This window comes from Bianquea renquensis, assembly GCF_014384895.1.
GTDB classification, from domain to species: domain Bacteria; phylum Bacillota; class Clostridia; order Lachnospirales; family Bianqueaceae; genus Bianquea; species Bianquea renquensis.
The window spans coordinates 1-20624 of the sequence record NZ_JACRSQ010000027.1 but is presented as its reverse complement, the minus strand read 5'-3'; the positions used below and the strand labels follow the sequence as shown (position 1 = coordinate 20624).

The window sequence follows — 20624 nt, the reverse complement described above, 5'->3', positions numbered from 1 at the left end:
TTTCTGGAATTTCCCGGGAAATTCGACAAAAGAGTTTGCAGTTTTTCTTGAATATTTCTTGACGGGTTGCATAGAATTGAGTATAATAGAATTATAGTTATTAAATATTTCTTACGGATTTGATAGCATTTTAATGAAGGAGAGCATGGTTAGACTTTGTGGAAGACGTGGGCACGAAATGTCTGCAGGCGATTTGGGCTGTGGATAGGACTGGCGATTTATGTACTGGTTTTCAGGGGATCTTGTGTCATTCGACTTTTAACGGGGATACCATGCCCGGGCTGTGGGCTTTCCAGGGCGTATCTAGCGCTGCTTCACGGCCATATAGCGGACGCATTTTATTATCATCCGCTATTTTTTACGGTTGTACCATTTCTGCTGTACATGACATTTTACGACCGCCTATCGCCAAGAGTTGGCAAGAAAGTGGAGACGGTGGCGTGTATCTGTCTATCGGCTGCCTTTATACTCGTCTACATAGGCCGTATGGTATGGGGAGATGGCTCCGTGTTGTCTGTGGATCTGGAGAGCGGGATGATCTATCGAATTCTAGAAGCGGGAAGGAGTCTATTTGGATGATTCGACAGAGGGATTTTTGGATTTATTTGTTGCTGAGCATCGTAACCTGTGGCATCTATGGTATCTACTTCTGGTATAAATATACCGAGGATGTCAATACGGTCTGCTATGGCGATGGGCAGGAGACGATGAATTACATTTTGGTCGTCTTATTGAGCCTTGTCACCTGTGGTATTTTTACGTTCATCTGGGTATATCAGTTGGGGAACCGTCTACAGGCCAACGCGCCGAGATACCAGTTGTCCTTTCAGGAGAACGGTACGTCCGCTCTGCTTTGGTATATTTTTGGATCTCTGATCTGTGGCATTGGACCGTATATCGCGCAGTACTCCCTCATCAAAAATATGAATGCCCTGGCGACTGCGTACAACGAGTATAACAGTCAGCCGACGGAGCCGACGCCGGCGCCGTGATTCAATCTTCAGCGAGTTCTGGCGACAAAAGGCTTGAGACCTGTGATAGGCAGGTTTCAAGCCTTTTTCGGGTGGTGCGGATGGCGGAGCACGTTTCTAACAGCGAATATGTCGGAATCGATGCCCGTTCCTCCTATGTTTCGACAGAACATGATGCAAGCAATCGTGAGGCGCTGTATACCATATTTCCAGAAACAGTGCCGAAGTCTGCCAAGGTCAGTGATTTTGTATATTATTATTACAATCCCTGGGACCCCAACTATCTGGTGTACCTTGTGTATGACTGCAGCGAGGAAGATTTTGAAGTGGAGTGTCAACGACTCCGGCAAATCGATTCGTCGGCTCGCTATGCATATTACGGCGTTACCGGCTTCCCCTACAAGCTTGAGGCAGTGCTTGCCAATGCGTATTACGGTTTTACCTATTGCCTCTCTGACGCGGACAACCATCGCCTCATATATGTTCAAATCTATCATTGCAATTACTTCAGCGACATTGATTATACACGATATATTGCAAAAGACCATCTCCCGTTGGGATACGATGCGACGGGGGAAATGAGTATAGGAAATACATGCTGTCCACCACCCCCGACGGGGAGGAAATTCCAGGAAGTGCGGAATATAGTATAGATTGAAAATCCTTTGTGTGCAAGGCGACCGAATTTCTCGTTGACAGTATTTTTGTGAAATGCTATAATAACCTTTAGAAAATGCGACAATACTATGGCTCATCAAGATGGCAGGTTCCTCTGAACCTGCTTTCTTTATCCTACAGCATAATTTCGAATAACCTTTGCCGGCGGCGGAGAGAGAATTAAGACAGCCTTAAGAAATTCCTATACCGAATATTCACGATTCTGCGATACGATACAATCAGGTAAAGATCTTGATCAGAAGGAGAGTACTATGGAAAAACCAACCGTATTAGTTGTCGATGACGACCGGGAAATTGCCCGCGCCATTGGAAAGCTGTTGGAAATGGAGGATTGCAAAGTCATGAAGGCGTACAACGGCATGGAGGCGCTGGACATTGTGTCTACACAGAGTATACAGCTGATCATTTTGGACATTATGATGCCGAAGTTGGACGGGTTGTCCGCCACCATGAAAATACGCCAGAGCAAAAACATTCCCATCATCATCTTGTCCGCGAAGACGGAGGAGAGCGACAAAATTCTGGGACTGTCCATGGGCGCAGATGATTATATCACAAAACCCTATAGCCCTGCGGAGCTGGTCGCAAGGGTAAAATCGCAGCTTCGCCGGTATATGCAGCTGGGAGCCATCGATGGCAATACCAATAAGAAACAGATCGTCATCGGAAGCCTTTGTTTCGATTGTGACGCGATGCAGGTTTTGGTGGACGGCGAACCGGTGAAACTCACGGCGACGGAGCTGAAAATCGTGGAGCTGTTGATGCGCAATGCCGGCCGCGTTTTCTCTGCGGAGGAGATCTACCGGCGCGTATGGGAAGAGGATGGCTTTGCAGTTGAAAATACGGTAATGGTTCACATTCGTCACATACGAGAAAAAATCGAGATCAATCCTAAGGAGCCTAAATATCTTAAGGTGGTGTGGGGAATTGGGTATAAAATTGAAAAGTTTTAGTCGAGCTATGCCTGTCAAGGCAATCCTGATGCTCATAGCGGGCGTTTGCTGTGGTGTCGTCGTGGGATACGGCGCCTCGCTGATCACTTGGCAGCAGCTATATGAGCTGTACGCCAGCATCCAGCTGGAGGATTTGGCGATTCCCGCAGTCGCGCTCGTTGCAGGTTTGACCGCCATCGTCTGGCTATTTTTTGTAACCGGCCGTACTGGTAAGGATGAGGACGTCCATCTGATTCTAATCGACCGGCTCTATACGGAAATCACCGTGATCATTGGCGGGCTTGTGGGGACCTTGCTTGTCTATATTCTCTCAGCAATTGCGGATCAGATATTTTACGCGGGAGAAAGAGTAATAAGCTATGACGATGCCTGTGCTAGCATTGGGCTCTTATCCGTTGTGTTTGGGGCTGGCAGCATCCTGTTTTTGGAAGTCCTGCTGTCATTGACAAGAAGGCTAAAGAACCGCACATTTCTAAAGCATAGCATCCTCTATAAATTGATTTTTATCATCTTCGACTTTTTAAAATCCATTTTCGATGACCGCAATTTTCGAAACTATTCATTCCAAAAGGGAATGTTTTACCGGCAGATGGTGTTTTTGGTGGCGGAGGGAATTTTACTCTTTATTTTTGTTCTGTCCGTGTTGAGCGGTACAGGATTTTTAGCCTTTGCCGCCCTATTTCTTGGTGTTGTTCTTGTGTATTGGTATGTGAAAGGAAACAATCGAGTGCTCGAAGATTTTGGCAAGCTTGGAGAACAGATTGAGAAGATTAGTGGCGGGGAGCTGAATTATAATCCATCCATTTCGGAGTTGTCAGCGGTGTATCCCATGTCCCAGAAGCTGGGCTCCATACGCGACGGGCTACTGAAGAGTCTGGAAGAACAGATGAAGGGGGAGCGAATGCGGATTGACTTAGTTTCCAACGTATCCCATGACTTAAAGACACCGCTGACTTCCATTATCAGCTATGTAGACTTGCTGTCCAAAGAAGAGAATTTGACGCCGGAGGTTCGGGATTATGTCAACATTTTAATACAGAAGTCCAACCGTCTGAAAAACATTGTGACAGACCTCTTTGAACTGGCGAGGACAACGAGCGGCAACGCGGAGATCCATCAGGAACAGCTGTCGGTGAAGAAGTTGCTGATCCAGACTATGGGGGACATGGAAGACCGGATTGAGAGCGCAGGCATACCGATCAAGGCTAGCATATCGGATGAGCCCATGCGGATTGTGGCCGACGGAAACAAAATGTATCGCGTGCTGCAGAATCTGCTGGACAATGCGCTAAAATATTCTATGGTGGGGACTCGGATTTTCCTGTCGCTGGAGCCCAGGGGCGGGAACGCAGTCATCGCCATTAAGAACACGGCTTCCTATGAGATGGATTTCAGCGCGGAGGAAATCGTTGAGCGGTTTACCCGCGGCGACAAAGCGAGGACATCGGAAGGCAGCGGACTGGGTCTGGCGATTGCAGAAAGCTTTGTCGCCGCCATGGGTGGCCAGATGCTTGTGGACGTTGACGGGGATCAATTCAAAGTACAGGTCCTTTTCCCGCTCCTTGCCCAAGAGGAGTGGACTGAGGAGGAGAGCTATGAAGAAAAAGAGAAATCGGAGTTGGAAACGGCCGGACCAAAATAAAGAAGGAATCCAAAAAAGGGGTAGCAATTTCTCTGCTACCCCTTTTTCACCCGGCATTACTCCTGCGGCGACCATGTGGAATGGTTTGCTTTTACATATGCATCCACTTGTTTCTGCGCTTCCGCTTTCAGGTCGTCGATACCCGCTGCCCTCAGTTTGTCAAGGAATTCATTGTAGTAGGATTCCCAGCCATCAATTCCTTTCGTCCCTCTCTGAAGAGTTCGTATATATTCTTCTGCGACTGCGTTGACCTGCGCCGTGAGGGCCTGTACATTGGCGTTGTCGAACTTAAAGGACAGCAGTGGATTCACCCACGCGTCTGCTTCCTTTTCTTTGAGCATTTCATAGTAGCCTTTGACGTCGGCCTGAGTTACCAGGGAGAACATGCAGGTTCCCTGTGTCCACTTCATGTTGCCGTAATCCCAGTCCGCACTTCCCTGGCTGCCATCGCCGCACAGCCACTTCACTGTACCGTCTCCATTGTCAATCCAGTGCTCATCCCGGATGCCATACACATAGGTCTGATACGCTTCTTTTCCTTTCTCTGAGTAGAAGAGGTTCATCAGCTGCATGGCCCGCTCCGGATGTTTGGACGTCTTCGGGATAGAAGTGCCTGTCGCTGTTCCGAGCACATACTCACATTCCGGCTGCGTATAGGCGGCCAGCACGTCGAAGCCCGCTTTTACTGTCTCTTCCTCTGCGACGGTGTCGGTGAAGCCGTTGTGCATATTCAGTATGTATCCGTCCAATCCATCTCTTGAGAAGTCAACATCAATCTTTTCTAAGCTTCCAGCATCCATGCGGATGTAGCCTTCTGTGAACCATTTCGCCATGTACTCATAGTTCATCTTCATCTGCTCAGACTCATACCAATTTTGCACCGTAAAAGTATCGTCAAACTTTTCAATACAGAATGCGGAACTATTACTCCCACCGCCCTGGCTGAAGCCGACGGTACCTTTTGTTAGATACCAGTTTTCCAATCGTTCCGGGGGATAGCCCTGGCCAAGCATGCCGCCATCCTTCGCAGCCTTCAGGTACTCTTCTACTTTGTCATAGACCTTCTGTTTGGCTTCCGCTGTGGGAATGTTGTAGTTCTCATAACAGATTGCCTGCAACTCCTCAACATACTGCTCGCCGCCCACCAGCTCCGCGATCTCCTTAGGAATCCGGAACGCAGACCGGTTACCCACCAGACCCTGCCAGGCGATGACCTGATAGGTCTTGCCATCTGCGAACTTATGAATGTCCATGACGGTTTGTCCTAGAGTGTTGACGATGTCTTGACCGTACTCTGCGATCAAATCATCCAGAGCCATAAGGGCACCTCTATTGACTTCACTTTGCAATCCAAGCGCATATCCGGTCCAGGCTAGGTCGATGGATTCTTGAGCCGCCATGGCGCGAGCCCACTTCTCTGCATATTCGCTGCCAGGGATCAGTGTCCAGTTGACGCTCGTGTTGGGAAGATACTCCTGTATGAGGAGATCGACCTCGGCCCAAACTCTTTTGGAGTCCTTCTGCTCTCCGTTGCCGAGATTCCAGTAGTTGAGCGTCACCTCCTCCCAGGTTTCCGGTGTGACTTGGTCCACCTCGGAACGGTTCCCGCTGTGGTCAGCAGAGCTCTTTGAATCGTCCCCTTTACAGCCAATGAGTCCAGCGCTTACGAGTAGCGTCAAAGCCATGGTCAGTGCAATCAATTTTATCTCTTTCTTCAATGTGATTTCTCCTCCGTAATGATTAAATCCTTTCTCATAAGTTACCACTGTGCCTGAAACCAGTTAGGACTCACCGTTCCAACGAAACTCCGGTAAAGTCATGATCCTGCAAGTTTTGCGCGATATCTTTGCGGTCCAGATCGGCATATAATTTTTGCCGATTTCGAATGACATCCTTGGACGGAAGAATCCCAGAGGGACCGCTGACACATCCCTGGGGACACATCATGCCCTCGATGAAGTCTTCCGGCAGTTTGCCTAGATTCAGCAGAGTCAATGCCTTTTTGCATTCCTCTGCGCCAGGACACTGCCGGACCGTAGGCATAACCGGGTAGTTCTGTTCTTGGAATGCTTTTGTAATGGCGCCTGTTAGCCCGCCTGCCTGTGCAAATCCTTTGCCATAGACGCTGGCTTGTTGGTCTTTCTCTTTATAGCTCTGAATGTCAATACCCTTGGCCTCCAACATGGCCAACATTTCTTCAAAGGTCAATGCCAGATCGGCAGAACCCTCCACCGAATTTTCAAAAACCTCGCTTTTTTTGGCGATGCAGGGCCCGATAAAGACGACGGTGCAGCCGGGATGGCAATGTTTTAGATAGCGGGCTGTAGCAACCATGGGGGAGACGGTGCTGGATATTTTATCCACAATGTTTGGAAAATGCTTTTGAATCATGCTGACGAAGGCGGGGCAGCAGGAGGAAGTCATCTTGTCTCCGATTTCCATATTCATTTTAAGTTCGGCGGCTTCATGGGTAGTCACAGCGTCAGCGCCTAGAGCCGCCTCCCAGACGTCGTCAAATCCTATGTCACATAGGGCGCGCCGAATGCCGCCAAAGCCGATGGCAGTGCCGAATTGGCCTTCCACAGCGGGCGCAACCACGGCGAATACTTTTTTCTTAGGATTGCGCAGGGCTTCAATGACATCCAGCATCCAGGAGGTGTCCGCGATGGCGCCGAAGGGGCAGGCGGCGACACAAGCGCCGCAGCGAATGCATCGGTCTTCCAGAATCGTCGCCACATGATTTTCCCCTATGCTGATAGCGCCAGTGGGACAGCTGCGCTTACAAGGGCGGATCAGGTCCGCGATGGCGTTATAAGGGCAAGCGGAGGCGCAGCGGCCGCATTCTTTACATTTGGCAGGGTCTATGTAGGCACCACGGCCTGTCATGGTGATGGCGCCAAAGGGACAGGCTTTTTCGCATTTTCTCGCAAGGCATTTTTGACAGTTATCTGTAACATGAAAACGACTGATCGGGCACCCTTCACAGGCGGCGGGCAGTACCTTTACAAGGTTATTGCTGTGGCAGCTGGGGGTCGGTTCCTGTCCCATGGCGACGCGAGTTCGTTCCCGAATGATTTCCCGCTCCTTGTAAACGCAGCAGCGGAAATGAGGGACATCGGTGTTGATAATTTTATAAGGGATCTCCTCCACCTTTTCCTCCAGTTGGCTGGCGAAAGCCAGCGTTGCGACTTCTAACAGCACTTGGTATTTTAGGTTTCGGGTATCCGAGTTAAACTCAAACATGAACGTGTTCCTTTCCTTTGCGAATGCTTAATAATAGTGGCAGGTGACGTCCTTGCCAAATTGTCGGACCAAATCGGCCAGCTCCTCCAAGAGACGGTATTTGATACTCAAATCAAAGGGCAGGTCTGGATTTTGGTGGGCAGGATTGATGGCCTGCCCGATGTACAGCGTCAGGTGGGTGCAGTCTTCAATCAAAATTTTTGCGATCTTGGCAGCGCCATTGTCTGCGTCCAGAATCGCTAAGTCATGGAGTTCTCCCTCGTGTTTCCGGCATTCCCGCAGAATGTCCAGCGTTCGGTTCAGCGTCAGAACCCCTTCTGTAACCAAATCAATTCCGTCGATGACAGCGGTAGGGGGTAGGCTCGGGTCTGTATATTTTACAGAAGTGCGCAGGGGTTTCCCCAAAACGCGGCTGACCAAATTGCCGCTGGTTCCCCCACATATAATGCGAACATCGCTGTCTGCCATAAACTCTTTTACAAACCTTTCATCGTCCTCTTTATGGAGAGGAGGACTTGCCAGTATATGAACCCGCCGCGCCGGAATGATTTTGGCCACGGCGACAGTTGTGTCATCGCCGGGCAGCCCCATGTACAAGTCATTGCAGGCAGAGGCCAATGAATTTGCCATGCGGTAGGCAGAATATCCTTTGGTGGACTCTCGTTCCAGATATTGCGCTACATTATCCCAGGTCCATCCAAAATTCAAGGTTTCACCGACGCCGGCATAGATAACACCATCGCTGACCAGAACATAATAATCCCCCTGTGCAACTGTAAAATCACTTTCCCGTATGATTTTGCCGGCTACTTCCCGCTCCTCAAAGGGAAGCTCAAGCAACTTGCCCCGACGGAGACAGAAGCAGGTGGGATTGTCAAATTCAGTAAGATGGGCGTGCCCATCGTCATATATCTGTAGAATGCTAAAGGTGGAATACGCTAATTTTCGAACACTACAGACAGGGAGAGTGCTGGCGATGGTGGATACAGCATCGTCGATGGAGGCCCCTTCTTTCAACATGGTGCGGATGATTTTGCTGGACAAGGTGGATAGGATGTTGGCTTTTACACCGCTGCCCAGCCCATCGGAAAGGATCATGATCATCGAGTCATCGGTGCGGACGATCTCCACTTTATCGCCGCATAGCTCTTCATTTTTCTTGTTGAGACTTTTGTATACGGCTTCGACTACGTTCATTGTCCATTCTCCTCATTGTAAACGATCATGTCTTTCAGCTTGGACAGCGTGACTTTAGTCTCCGCTGTGGTCTCGCCCAGCAGTCCCGCGATCTCCTGAGCTACGACCATCTGCTTGTCGATGACCTTCTGGGCCATGGCAATGGTGTCCATCTTCAAATTATACAGCTTGTCGCGCTGGTTTTCTTCGCTGGTGACATCCTTCATCAGTCCCATGATCATATGTTGTTCCGGAATGTACAAAATATTTTCCATGACCGTCACGCCTAAATTCTCGTAGGTTACCTTTTTGTCCAGTATCGGAATTTTTTCTTCCAAAACAAATTCAAAATCGCTGGAGTCCATGAATTCATAGATATAACAGCCGATGGCTTCCTTGCGGGAGATGCCGAACAGTTTTTCCGCTGCCTGGTTGAATTCGCAGATTTTTAGATCTTTGTCCACTAGCATAATCGTATTCGGGGTTACGCTCAGGATAACATTGGACAGAGATTGCGCCATTTCCTTCATATAAGGAAGACACATGGTAAGTTCCGATTTTCCCTGGTATACGGCGATGGCTTTTTCTCGACAGGTGGGATATCCACAGGCTCCACAGTTCAGCTCGTCGTCGGGTGATTCTTTTCCGATGGATTTTAGTATGGAGCGGATGGTTTCCTCAGTCGGCAGATTTGGCGTTTCGCTGGCGTCGATGAAGGTTTTGTCCAGAGTATAGATGCGCTCCACAGGCGGAAAGACAGCGGCGTCTTCGCCCGTATAGTCTTCCACCTCCAACTGAGCCGTGAAGCGAGAACGATCCGACATGGCGGGCCCATTGATACATCCACCGGGACATGAATTCATCTCGATAAAGCAACCGTGTATCTTGCCATCGCGCATGGACTGGAGCATCTCTTTACAGTTCTCGATACCATCCACGGATAGCTTTTTGTAATGCTGGAGACTTCCTTTTGCCATAATTGTGGAGATGATGCCGCTGGTAATAGGATATAGACGGGCAACTTTAGGATTCTCATTTTCAAAGGAGGCTTCCTCAATGTCGTCAATGTCGATATGTTCCTCTTTAATCCAACTTTTGAGTTCCTCAAAGGAGAGAACGGCGTCGATAATGCCAGCGTGGCGGGAATCGCGGGCTTCTTCTTTTTTGGAAATGCAGGGCCCAACAAAAATGATTTTGGCCTCATCGCCGTAGATTTGCCGCAGCTTGATACCGTGTGCGATCATTGGCGACACAACGGGGGCGGCGTACTTAATTAGATCCGGATAATATTTTTCTAACAGTGCATTGACCGTTGGACAGCAGGTGGTAATGATATTTTCCATGGTTCCCAGTTCACAGAGATGTGCGTACTCCTCGGACACCATCAGGGCGCCTTCGGCGGTTTCATGTATATGGGTAAAACCTAAACGCTTTAGAATACCCACTGTTTTAGCAGGCGGCATACCCATGCCGACAAAGGAGGGAGCCAGTGACACAACGGTTGTCGCGCCTGTTTTTATGTATCCACGGATTTTAAAGATATCGCTGAGAACAGTCTTCGCATTTTGAGGACAAACCTCGAGACAGGTTCCACAGAGAATACATTCCTCCGGCATGATTTGTGCCTGATCGTCTTTAAACTGTATGGATTTCACAGGACATGAGCGAATACATTTATGGCAGTTTTTGCAGCGAACTTTTTTCAGGCTTATGATGCTGGTCATGATGCAAGACCTCCTAGAATATATTCTTGAAAGAAGGAATCGACGGTGGAAGGGGTGACAGAGTGGACAACATGATCGACTTGCACACATACGCCGCTGGAGCCTAGGCTACATTGGTCCATGCAAAACGATCCACTCAGCTCGATCTGATCTTCTAAGTGATGCTGGGCAATTAAGTATTCCAAACGTTTTATAACCTTAGGCGATCCCTTTAGATGACAAGAACTTCCAACACAGATGGTTACGTTCATGATAGCTCCTCCATATTGATAAAAAAATAACTTTCATATTTATTATATACACATAGGGGTGTTTCGTCAAGAAAGCGGTGTAACATTCTCACTTGAATTTGTTGGACCCGAGGCTGTGGTACTACTGGGAACATTGCGGGAGTATGTGGAGAGGCTCGGGAAGAAGATGGCGCACCGGGAAGGGAAGAATCTGATTGCGACGTATGAAGATTCGGAGAGCGGATTGGAAACGCAGGAGATTCTGAATATATTGAAGGTGAACCGAATCCTATAGGGGACGGAGTAAAAGGGTTTGGGGGAGTGTTTTTTTAATTTTTTGCGGAGAAGTGTCACGGCGTCATGGACGGCGTTTTTTTATTGCCTTTTTCGGCTGGCGAGTTGAATATAGAAGTGATGTGAGGAAAGTAGCCGCTAAAAAAGACGGTGAAAAGGGAGGTGCGAGGAGAAGGGGTATAGCGAGCTGGAGGCGACAAGAAAAGAAGAGGAAAAGTAGCCGCTAAAAAAGACGGTGGAAAGGGAGGGGCGAGGAAAAGGGGCAAAGCGAGATGGAGGCGACAAGAAAAGAAGAGGAAAAGTAGCCGCTAAAAAGACAGTGAAAAGGGAGGTGCGAGGAGAAGGGGTATAGCAAGCTGGAGGCGACATAAAAAGAAGAAGATAGATAGCCGCTAAATTAACAGCAAATGGAAGATCGGGATATAGAAGAAAAAGCCATAGCAATGCAGAAATCCAGCTTATCGCCAGCGCCAATCATCAGCTTGCATAGAAACCAGTCTTGTGATACAATTACAATACATGCAGCAAAGAGGAAGCCGAATAAAATCAGGCTGAGGGGACAGGAGATAAATCAGAGAAATAAATACGCAGGAAAGAAGGAGCAAAGGTGGAAATTGTCCCAGCAAGAAACTCGAAAGAAGACGTACAAAGGCTTAGTGAGCTGGCCAAAACAATATGGACAGAACACTATACAGATATCATTGGGCCGGAACAAGTGGCGTATATGTTAAGAACGCTTCAGTCCTCCGCGGCGATCGAAGGGCAGATGACAGAAGAAGGGTATCAGTATTACTTTCTGCGCTCCGATGGAGTCGATGTGGGATATACAGCGATTGAACCCGGAGAAGATCGATTATTTTTAAGCAAGATCTACATAGACAAATCCTTCCGCCACAAGGGGTTTGCAGCGGAGACGATTCAATTTCTTGAAAATGCTTGCAGAAAAAACGGATGGAAAAAGATTTGGCTGACGGTTAACCGGCATAATACCGGCTCCATTGCGGCCTACGAACGGCTAGGATTTGTGAAAACTCGAGAGCAAGTCAGCGATATTGGTGAGGGATACGTGATGGACGATTTCATCATGGAAAAGAAAGTTCAATGAAAGAGTTCCCACACCCCGATCAAGATTAGAAGAAGAGAGGAAAGCGCGTTCAGCGTGCGTTCATGGCAGCAGGATGCAAGTTTTTTGCCGAAGTGGATCCCAACTGCCAGGACAAAAACGCTGAAAAGAAAAACGGAGGCGCTAAGACCGAGGGGGGAGATCCCAGCGGAGCCCGCACCGATGGCAACAGGTAGACAATTGATTGCCAGAGAACCGCCGAGGAGGGCGGTTTCTTTTATGTGAAGAGGGCGATCCACCGATACCTCAGAGTTGGAGGGCGTCGGCTTGAGGAGCCCAATAAAGCCTAACAGGAGCAAAAAGATACTTCCAGCAATATTGGCATACACAGAAAAATGACTGGAAATCAAGACAGCGAAGAGGCAAGCTACGTAGGCAGTTATTGCAGAGATCGATGCAATGAGGACATTTTGAAGCAAGGTGATATTGCGTTTTCTGGCGCCAAAAGCAATCCCAATGAAGAGATTATCCAGATTTGTGGCGATTCCGAGGAAAACGATTGACAGAAGACCCATGGAAAAACCCCTCATCTCGTTTCTTTTAATGTATGCAGACGAGAGGGACGGGGTGCGGATCAAAATAGAATTATGAGATAGCCAATATAAAGGAGTAGAAGCAAAATACCTTGCCAGCTATAGGTGCGCCCTTTCAAAAGCGGTGGAATGGTCAGTATCCCCATGACGACCAGCATCAAAGTTAGCTCTAGCGGATTGGAACTGGCAGGAAGCGGTGCAGGGGCTACGAGAGCAGCCCCGCCTAAAACCAGCGTCAGATTGAAGAAATTCGCGCCGAGGATATTGCCAATCGAGAGTTGGCTGTGCCCTTTGACCAACGCGATTACAGCGGTAGTGAGTTCCGGCAGCGAAGTCCCAAGCGCTACGATGGAAAGGCCGATAACTTTGGTAGACACGCCGAGGGCAAGGGCGAGAATCTGTGCATTATCCACCATAAGGTGAGATCCCAGATAGAGGCCGGCCGCGCCGATGACTAGATATACGAGATGAAAAAGAAAGGAACCTGAGACACCGGATTCGGCTTCTGGAGGCTCTCCTTTTTGCTTTCGAATGCTGACAAAAGTGTAGAGGCAGAATCCTAAAACAAGTAGTAAACCAGCACCGCGGGGAAAACCGCCCTGCGAATAGGAGATAAAGATACAAAAGCCAGCGGCGAGGAAAAAGGCGATGACAATATTGACAAAGGAAAATTTTGAAATAGGGAGAGGACGAATGGCGAGTGAAAGGCCAGCGATCAATGCTGTATTGCAGATGACAGATCCTACGGCATTGCCGTAGGCCAGCTGCGATTGCCCCGATAGAGCAGCCGTTATGGAAACTGTGACTTCAGGAAGCGTTGTGCCAATGCTGACTATCGTCGTCCCGATGAACAGCTCTGATAAATGGAAGCGTCGGGCCAAAGCAATGGAACTGTTAACAAAGACATCGCCGCATTTGACCAATACGATCAGTCCGAGAAAGAATAGAAGGATGGGAAGTGTCATCCAGATGTCCTCCAAATCCGATATGTATATAAAATGTGTATTCTGTAGAGACTGTGGATAGTACTGCGAAATTTGCCGTATGCGAATTGTTAGAATTAGATAAATCCGCCGGAAATAGAAAAAATGAATTGACAAGAAAAAAGGAGTATGCTAGAATTAACGTCGTTGGTTAGTCATGACTAATCAAGAACGCTTAGAAAGGGTGGAATATATACATAGCGAAGACGGAAAAGATTGGTATCCATGAAGGTTAGCCAAGACTAACTTTTGGCGAAAGGAACGAAAACTAGTATGATAAAAATTGCTCTGTACGGAAAAGGCGGGATCGGGAAATCCACGACAGCCTCCAATCTTTCGGCGGCGTTGGCAAAACGTGGCTATCGAGTTATGCAGATCGGATGTGACCCGAAAGCGGATTCTACCCAGAATGTATGTGGTATTGATAAAATGCCAACTGTACTGGATGTTATCCGTGAAAAAGGGGAAGGGACGTCTCTTGAAGATATTGTGATTCAAGGGTGGAACGGAATTTTGTGCGTCGAAGCAGGAGGACCAACCCCCGGGATTGGCTGCGCGGGGCGCGGCATCATCACAGCTTTTGAAAGGCTGGAGCAGCTTCACGCCTATGAGATCTATAAGCCAGATGTTGTCCTATATGATGTTTTAGGGGATGTGGTGTGCGGTGGGTTTGCCATGCCGATTCGAGGGGGCTATGCGGATCAAGTCTTTGTGGTGACCTCCGGCGAGAAAATGGCTCTCTATGCGGCAGCGAACATTGCCCTTGCCATTGAAAATTTCAAGAACCGGGGATATGCCTCATTTGGCGGTGTCATTTTGAATGCGCGCAACGTGGAGAGGGAAGTGGAGCTGGTGGAAGAATTTGCAAGAGACGCAGACAGCCAGATTGTTAAGATTTTGCCGCGCAGTAGCTGGGTGCAGCGGGCAGAGGAACAGCATAAAACCGTAGTGGAAGCGTTCCCGGAAAGTGATATGGCGGAGGAATACCGCGAGCTGGCCGACCGCGTGCTTCAAATCTGTCAAATGGAGGAGAATTAAATGTCCAAATGTACCTGCCAATTTGAAACGATTCTCCAGTATTCCTCCCCAGCGAGGGGCGGATGGAGCATCGTTCGCTATGCCATGCAGGTCCCTGAAAGCTATCAGCTTTTTGTAGGACCGGCGGCCTGCATGCGGCATATTATGTTATCTTCCATGGAACTTAAGATTGACCATCGTATATCCTGGCTGTTTATAAAGGAATCGGATATTGTCTCCGGCAGCTACGAGCAGCTGATATTAAAAAATGTGGATGAGCTGCTATCCCAGATGACTCCTCGTCCAAAAGTTTTTATGATCTTTACTACTTGTATCGATAATCTGCTCGGCACGGACCATGACGTGTTTCTCAAGCCTCTGAATGAAAAATATCCGGACACCAAAACGATTGTGTGTTTTATGAATCCAATCACAGGCGAGGGCCCTACACCGCCGGCCATTACTATACAGGATAGTATCTATTCGCTGCTTAAGAAAAGCGAGGTCAGAGAGAGGGCGGTCAACTGTATCGGCAACCATTTACCCATTCGGGAAGATAATGAGTTGATCTGCCATTTGAAGCAACATGGATTCCAGGTGCGCCATATTAGCCAATATCAGAGCTTTGAACAGTTTCAGGAGATGGGACAAAGTGTTCTCAATTTAGTTTTAAGTCCGTTAGCCCTATATGCCGCTAAACAGATGAAAAAGCGGCAGGGAATCGACTATCTCTATTTGCCTGTGAGCTATTCCTTTGCTGAGATCGAAAAAGGAATCCAACTTGTCTGCGATAGGCTGGACATTGAGCCGCTAGATCCAACAGATGCCAGGCGGCAGGCGGAACAGGCGTTGGAGGAGACACGGAAGGAGCTCAATGGAAGGCCGGTCTCGTTAGATTATGAGGCCACCTATCATCCTTTTTCCATGGCACATTTATTGCTGACCCACGGTTTTCATCTGGATACGATCTTCTCTGGGGAATGTATACCACAGGAACAGAGAGAGTTTGACTGGATCCTGGAACGCCATCCCGAGGTCAACATTGTACAGCCTGACCAATATACGATGCTGGGCAAGCGGCGGAATGAGGAAGACCATCTGTGCATTGGGTTTGAGGCAGCCTATTATATTGGATCACCCCATGTAGTGCCGGTGGCGGCGGATGCAGAGCAATATGGTTTTTCCGGCATCTGCCTGCTTATGAAGCGAATGGCGGAGGAAAACGCCCGTTCGTATGACCTGGAACAGCTCGTTAAAGATAGCGGATTGGTGGTGTGACGATGAAACAGATTTCCTTGCAGCTTCCCCCGTTTGCCCCGGATTATTCTGGAGCCTGCTCCGCGCTATTTGAACTGGGTGGCATGATTGTCATCCACGACGCCTGCGGGTGTACCGGAAACTATACTGGTTTTGACGAGCCGCGTTGGTACGATGGGGAAAGCCAAGTTTACTGTTCGGCTTTGCGCCAGATGGATGCGATTATGGGGGACGATGAAAAACTCATCGGCCGAGTCCTTCGCGCGGCGGAGGATATGCATCCTAAGTTTATTGCCCTTATGGGAAGTCCGGTTCCGACAGTCATCGGCACGGATTTCGCGGGGATCGCCGAAGAAATCCAACAGCGAAGCGGGATTCCAGCCTTTGGATTTTTAACCACGGGACTGCGCTTGTATGATGTGGGCGCTTCCGAGGCGTTTTTGGCCCTTGTGAAGCGGTTTGCCCGTCCCGGAGCTTCGGAGCCAAAGGCTAAAACAGTGAATCTCCTGGGGCTTACGCCGCTGGATTTTTATGTGGGTGGCACGGTGAAAGCTTTGCATTCTGCTCTGGAGCAGCAGGGATGGAATATTTTAGCCTCCATTGCCATGGATACGGATCTGGAGAAGATTCGCGATAGTGTGGACGCACAGATCAACCTCGTCGTCTCTCAGAGTGGCCTTGCCATGGCAGAATACTATAAGGATATGTACAACATTCCGTATGTCGTAGGGCTGCCTGTAGGGAGTGAAGCTGCGGACGAGTTGTTTTCTATGCTGGAACAAAGCGCGGAAGACGGACAAAATCGAATTCTTTCCAGTGGACACGGACAAGGCAACTACCAAACGGTAATCCTCGGGGAGAGGGTTATCTGTAATTCAATCCGGCGGTGCTTAGAGGTGGACTGTGGTTTGGAAGGGGTTGCAGCAGTGGGGATTTTCTCGCCTGAGCCAAGACTAATGGGGAGCGACGACCTGTCTGCTACCTGTGAAGACGAGATTGAAACGCTGCTCAACGAGAGCGGTTGTACCCGGATTATTGGGGACCCGCTCTTTAAACGGCTGCTTGCCAATGACAACAAAGCGGAGTTTTTTGAGTTCCCGATCCCTGCTGTTTCCAGCAAACTGTACTGGAATCAGTGTGTACCCATTATAGGGGATCAAATTTTTACATGGCTTCCCAAAATGGGGAGGCGCTAGAAAAAAAGAAAAGAGGTCATTATGAAACGATCAATGTTAAGTCTAGTAGCTGCGATGCTTTGCGTACTGTTTTTGTTTGCCGGTTGCGCTTCCGGCGGTGAATCGTCATCCCAGAGCAGCGTCGATTCTACGGCTGTCGAGCCAGATAGCAGTGAGGATTCAACGGAACCGGAGAGCGGCAGTGATTCCGCGGTCCGCACAATAACGGACCATGCAGGGAACGAGGTGGTTCTTCCAGAGAAGGTGGAGAAAGTGGCCATTGGCGGCTTGACCCCGCTGACATCGGTTTATTGCATGTTCATGGGTTCAAGCGAAGGTTTGGTGGGGATCCATCCTGATTCTAAAAATGCCGCGGTGAACTCCATTTTGGGCGAAGCTTATCCAGGTTTGAAAGAGTTGCCGGACGGCTGGGCCAGCGGAGACGACATCAATATGGAAGAGCTGTTGAAACTGAAACCGGATGTTGTTTTCTACAACGCAGATGTTACGGCGAATTACGAAGCACTTGCGGCCGCTGGGATTCCCGCAGTTGGGTTTTCCACCACGCTGTATGAAGATTACAACACCATTGATACTTTTCAAGCGTGGATTGAGCTTTTGAAGGATGTTATGGGGGATTCGGACCGTGCCGATGGCATCATTGCCTATGGAGAAGAGGTCAAGAGCAAAGTCGCTGAAAAGCTAAGCTCTCTATCCGACGAGGAGAAGCCCCAGGCGTTGATTCTGTCAAACTACAATGAATCCGCTATAACGGCAGGCGGCATCAGCTTCGCGAATTATTGGATTGAATCCGCCGGCGGCGAGAACCTGGGCTATGATATCGGTGCATTTGTAGGACAAGTGAATATGGAGCAAGTCTATGAGTGGAATCCGGAAGTCCTTTTCCTCAATAGTTTTTCTGCGTATACCCCGGAGGATCTGTATAATAATACAGCGGTGGATGGCCACGATTGGAGCGGTATCAAAGCGGTGCAGAACAAGCGGGTCTACAAAATTCCGCTGGGGATGTATTACTGGTTCCCGCCTTCATCTGATTCGCCGCTGATGCTTCAGTGGATGGCAAAGCAGATGCACCCGGATCTGTTCGAGGATCTTGATATTGAACAGGAAGTTCGGGAGTATTATACGCAATTTTATGGGATTGAACTGACGGACGAGCAACTCGATCTGATCCTAAATCCAACGCCTGAGTCTGCTGCGGCATTTTAGACCATGGGTGTATCAGAGCGTTCCCATGGTTTCCGGAATCTGATTCTCATCCTGCTTCCTCTCCTGATAATGGTGGTGTGCATGGGGATCGGCAGAATTTATATGAGTCCAGTTGAGATTGTATCAGATTTATATCGAATTCTCACCGCAGGACCGGATAGTGTGGAGCCGCAGGTCTACAGCGTCCTCATCAATGTGCGACTTCCGCGAATCATCCTCGCTGTACTCTGCGGCGCAGGGCTTGCGGTATCCGGAGCCGCGTTTCAGAGCATTTTTTCCAATGCGCTGGCGACACCGGATACGCTGGGAGTGGCGGCGGGGGCAAGTTTTGGCGCAGCCCTAGCGCTAATGCTGAAGGCAGGTCTGATTGTGGTACAGCTTACCGCACTCACAGTTGGATTTGTTGCCGTTGTGCTGACCTATCTGATCAGCCGCCAGCGGCAGGGGGTGAGCACTGTGATGGTCGTTTTATCGGGCATGGTCATCGCATCTCTCTTTGAGGCGGGGATTTCGATTATCAAATTTGTGGCGGATACCGAATCGCAGCTGCCAGCCATCACATACTGGCTGATGGGCAGTTTGTCCAATACGAATTATCGCAGTCTTGCCCTGGGGGCGCCGTTTATCATGATCGGCATCGGTGTGATTTTTGCCCTGCGCTGGAAATTGAATGTTCTGATGCTCAGCGAAGAGGAAGCCAAAACCATGGGCGTTAATGTTAAGCTCATGCGGGTCATTGTCGCACTTGCCGCGACAATGATCACCGCTTCCTGTGTGTCCATGTGCGGGCAAGTCGGGTGGGTGGGACTATTGATCCCGCATATTTGCCGGATGCTGTTCGGCAGCAACAACCGACAGGTGGTTCCAGCTAGCATTAGTTTAGGCGCTAGTTTCCTGCTGATAATGGACACCGTGGCCCGAAGCGCCACTGCGGCGGAGATCCCCATCTCGATCTTGACGGCGATGATTGGCGCACCGTTCTTCATCCTTCTGCTAAAAAAGACGGGAGGGGCAAATTTATGACCTTTGAAGTGATAAACGGATATTTTGGCTACCAGCAGGGGAATGAAATTTTGCAAAATATCGAATTTCGTGTTTCCGATGGAATGGTGATGGCGATTCTCGGCCCCAATGGTGCGGGAAAGACGACACTGCTCAAATGCATGATGGGGTTGCTCACTTGGAAACAGGGAGAGAGCCGCATTGATGGACAGAATATTGCCAAACTGCCAATGCGCCGTCTCTGGCAAAAGATTGCATATGTTCCACAGGCAAGAGGGAATGCTCTGATGTATACGGCGGAGGAGATGGTTTTGCTGGGGAGAAGCGCCCATGTGGGGATGCTTCAGCAACCGAGACAGGAGGACGTGGAGGCGGCGCGGCAGGCCATGGATCTCGTAGGCGCCACTAGCCTGCGCCATAAGCTTTGTTCTCGGATGAGCGGGGGAGAGCTACAGATGATCTTAATTGCACGGGCGCTGGCGACCCGACCGTCGATGCTGGTATTGGACGAGCCGGAATCCAATTTGGATTTTAAGAATCAGCTGGTTATTCTAGAGACCATCCAAAGGCTGGCGCGGGAGCAGCAAATTTCATGTATCTTCAATACCCATTATCCCGATCATGCACTTAGAGTGTCGGATGTGGCGTTGTTGCTGTATCGGTCCGGTCAGTACGTATTTGGAAAGGCGGAGGACGTGATCAGCTGTGAAAACATGGAAACGTCTTTTGAAGTTAAGGTTTGCATTGACCACCGCCAGGTGGGGGAAAACTGCGTCACCTCCGTAGTTCCGATAAAAATCCTGTAATCTTGTTTAGGGATGGGGGTGTCGCTCTCATATGCTGCTCTTTACTTACCGTTTCAGAAAGCGGCATATCTTTTGAAGATCCTGAGCGCTTCCAGCTTTGTCCTAATCGTGCTGTGATCGGGCGTTTTTTGTCCGGCGAGCCGCCACATAAAGTTAACGTCCCGTCGGCAGGTGGTTTCATATTTTGCGAGTAAGCGCAGGTCAGGATTTTGGACATGGTCTTAGGAACAACTGCCGGATTTCTGCCTTTGACAGAGTAAGCCTGATACAGCAAGCTGTAATGGAGTTCCTCCAATTCGTGGCTCAGCAGTTGGACAGAATCATCGTTCGGAACTAATGGCAAAACCAATTGATAAGCTTCGCCCAAATCGGTCTTTATGATATTTTTACCACGGATGGCAGGTTCTTCGGAGCCTGCTCCTCTATTTTGGGGCATAAAAAAGGAGCCGCTGCTCCATAGATGATGATTGATCAGCCCCATGTCAAGTAGACAAGCGAAATATCTAAAATAAGATTATAGGCATCCGCCATATCTGTGTTCTGATATGGCGGATATTTATGTTATGCACACCATTTGGCCTTGTAGG

Annotated in this window: 20 protein-coding genes and 1 pseudogene; 13 read left to right on the top strand and 8 right to left on the bottom strand. The window is 49.1% G+C overall.

The window, feature by feature from the left end; all coding sequences use genetic code 11:
- The first annotated feature begins 156 nt into the window (after positions 1–156).
- From H8730_RS14045 to H8730_RS14025, 5 genes are all read left to right on the top strand, one after another.
- Positions 157–579 carry a DUF2752 domain-containing protein gene (locus H8730_RS14045; protein ID WP_177713628.1) on the top strand — a complete coding sequence of 141 codons (423 nt, stop codon included), beginning with the start codon at positions 157–159 and terminating at the stop codon, positions 577–579.
- Positions 576–992 (top strand): DUF4234 domain-containing protein, encoded by a 417-nt coding sequence (locus H8730_RS14040; RefSeq protein ID WP_249290009.1) that lies wholly within the window; start codon positions 576–578, stop codon positions 990–992. Before H8730_RS14045 ends, H8730_RS14040 begins: the two co-directional genes overlap by 4 nt.
- Before the next feature lie 80 nt (positions 993–1072).
- Entirely contained in the window at positions 1073–1624 is a 552-nt protein-coding gene (locus H8730_RS14035; RefSeq protein WP_177713626.1) for a hypothetical protein, read from the top strand.
- A 276-nt stretch (positions 1625–1900) separates the two neighbouring features.
- On the top strand, positions 1901–2602 hold the full coding sequence (locus H8730_RS14030) for a response regulator transcription factor (protein WP_177713625.1): 702 nt from the start codon (positions 1901–1903) through the stop codon (positions 2600–2602).
- Positions 2577–4244 (top strand): sensor histidine kinase, encoded by a 1668-nt coding sequence (locus H8730_RS14025; RefSeq protein WP_177713624.1) that lies wholly within the window; start codon positions 2577–2579, stop codon positions 4242–4244. The genes H8730_RS14030 and H8730_RS14025 overlap by 26 nt, the downstream gene beginning before the upstream one ends.
- A gap of 56 nt (positions 4245–4300) precedes the next feature.
- On the opposite strand, the gene H8730_RS14020 is transcribed toward H8730_RS14025, so the two are convergent.
- From H8730_RS14020 to H8730_RS14000, 5 genes are all read right to left on the bottom strand, one after another.
- Positions 4301–5962 carry an ABC transporter substrate-binding protein gene (locus H8730_RS14020; protein ID WP_177713623.1) on the bottom strand — a complete coding sequence of 554 codons (1662 nt, stop codon included), beginning with the start codon at positions 5960–5962 and terminating at the stop codon, positions 4301–4303.
- A 70-nt stretch (positions 5963–6032) separates the two neighbouring features.
- Positions 6033–7487, bottom strand: coding sequence for a 4Fe-4S dicluster domain-containing protein (locus H8730_RS14015; protein ID WP_177713622.1), 1455 nt, complete (start codon positions 7485–7487; stop codon positions 6033–6035).
- Positions 7488–7514: 27 nt separating this feature from the next.
- Positions 7515–8684 carry a SpoIIE family protein phosphatase gene (locus H8730_RS14010; protein WP_177713621.1) on the bottom strand — a complete coding sequence of 390 codons (1170 nt, stop codon included), beginning with the start codon at positions 8682–8684 and terminating at the stop codon, positions 7515–7517.
- The gene (locus tag H8730_RS14005) at positions 8681–10387 is read right to left on the bottom strand and encodes a [Fe-Fe] hydrogenase large subunit C-terminal domain-containing protein (protein WP_177713620.1); all 1707 of its coding nucleotides are present in this window, start codon (positions 10385–10387) and stop codon (positions 8681–8683) included. The genes H8730_RS14010 and H8730_RS14005 overlap by 4 nt, the downstream gene beginning before the upstream one ends.
- On the bottom strand, positions 10384–10638 hold the full coding sequence (locus H8730_RS14000) for a (2Fe-2S) ferredoxin domain-containing protein (RefSeq protein WP_177713619.1): 255 nt from the start codon (positions 10636–10638) through the stop codon (positions 10384–10386). The genes H8730_RS14005 and H8730_RS14000 overlap by 4 nt, the downstream gene beginning before the upstream one ends.
- Positions 10639–10753: 115 nt before the next feature.
- On the opposite strand from H8730_RS14000, the gene H8730_RS13995 reads away from it, so the two are divergent.
- Both H8730_RS13995 and H8730_RS13990 read left to right on the top strand, forming a co-directional pair.
- Positions 10754–10912 carry a hypothetical protein gene (locus H8730_RS13995; RefSeq protein WP_177713618.1) on the top strand — a complete coding sequence of 53 codons (159 nt, stop codon included), beginning with the start codon at positions 10754–10756 and terminating at the stop codon, positions 10910–10912.
- A 606-nt stretch (positions 10913–11518) separates the two neighbouring features.
- Positions 11519–12016 carry a GNAT family N-acetyltransferase gene (locus H8730_RS13990; RefSeq protein ID WP_249290008.1) on the top strand — a complete coding sequence of 166 codons (498 nt, stop codon included), beginning with the start codon at positions 11519–11521 and terminating at the stop codon, positions 12014–12016.
- On the opposite strand, the gene H8730_RS13985 is transcribed toward H8730_RS13990, so the two are convergent.
- Together H8730_RS13985 and H8730_RS13980 are read right to left on the bottom strand one after the other, a co-directional pair.
- Positions 12010–12549 (bottom strand): manganese efflux pump, encoded by a 540-nt coding sequence (locus H8730_RS13985; RefSeq protein WP_177720258.1) that lies wholly within the window; start codon positions 12547–12549, stop codon positions 12010–12012. The two genes, H8730_RS13990 and H8730_RS13985, sit on opposite strands and share 7 nt — an antisense overlap.
- Positions 12550–12608: 59 nt before the next feature.
- On the bottom strand, positions 12609–13532 hold the full coding sequence (locus H8730_RS13980; protein WP_177720259.1) for a calcium/sodium antiporter: 924 nt from the start codon (positions 13530–13532) through the stop codon (positions 12609–12611).
- A 291-nt stretch (positions 13533–13823) separates the two neighbouring features.
- Here H8730_RS13980 and H8730_RS13975 point away from each other — a divergent pair, with 291 nt between their 5' ends.
- Genes H8730_RS13975 through H8730_RS13950 form a run of 6 tightly spaced genes read left to right on the top strand, consistent with a single transcriptional unit; the run spans position 13824 to position 20037 of the window.
- A complete protein-coding gene (locus tag H8730_RS13975; RefSeq protein ID WP_177720260.1) occupies positions 13824–14588 on the top strand; it encodes a nucleotide-binding protein in 765 nt (254 codons plus the stop codon).
- On the top strand, positions 14589–15845 hold the full coding sequence (locus H8730_RS13970; RefSeq protein WP_177720261.1) for a nitrogenase component 1: 1257 nt from the start codon (positions 14589–14591) through the stop codon (positions 15843–15845).
- Between the two features lie 2 nt (positions 15846–15847).
- Positions 15848–17020 carry a nitrogenase component 1 gene (locus tag H8730_RS13965; protein WP_177720262.1) on the top strand — a complete coding sequence of 391 codons (1173 nt, stop codon included), beginning with the start codon at positions 15848–15850 and terminating at the stop codon, positions 17018–17020.
- Positions 17021–17041: 21 nt separating this feature from the next.
- Positions 17042–18229: an ABC transporter substrate-binding protein gene (locus tag H8730_RS13960; protein WP_177720263.1), complete on the top strand. Its 1188-nt coding sequence runs from the start codon at positions 17042–17044 to the stop codon at positions 18227–18229.
- Between the two features lie 3 nt (positions 18230–18232).
- Entirely contained in the window at positions 18233–19252 is a 1020-nt protein-coding gene (locus H8730_RS13955) for an iron chelate uptake ABC transporter family permease subunit (protein ID WP_177720264.1), read from the top strand.
- Complete coding sequence (locus H8730_RS13950; RefSeq protein WP_177720265.1) at positions 19249–20037, top strand: ABC transporter ATP-binding protein; 789 nt, start codon at positions 19249–19251, stop codon at positions 20035–20037. The genes H8730_RS13955 and H8730_RS13950 overlap by 4 nt, the downstream gene beginning before the upstream one ends.
- Before the next feature lie 104 nt (positions 20038–20141).
- Here H8730_RS13950 and H8730_RS18090 read toward each other — a convergent pair.
- A pseudogene (locus H8730_RS18090) lies at positions 20142–20434 on the bottom strand (transposase); the annotation flags it as partial.
- Positions 20435–20624 lie beyond the last annotated feature (190 nt).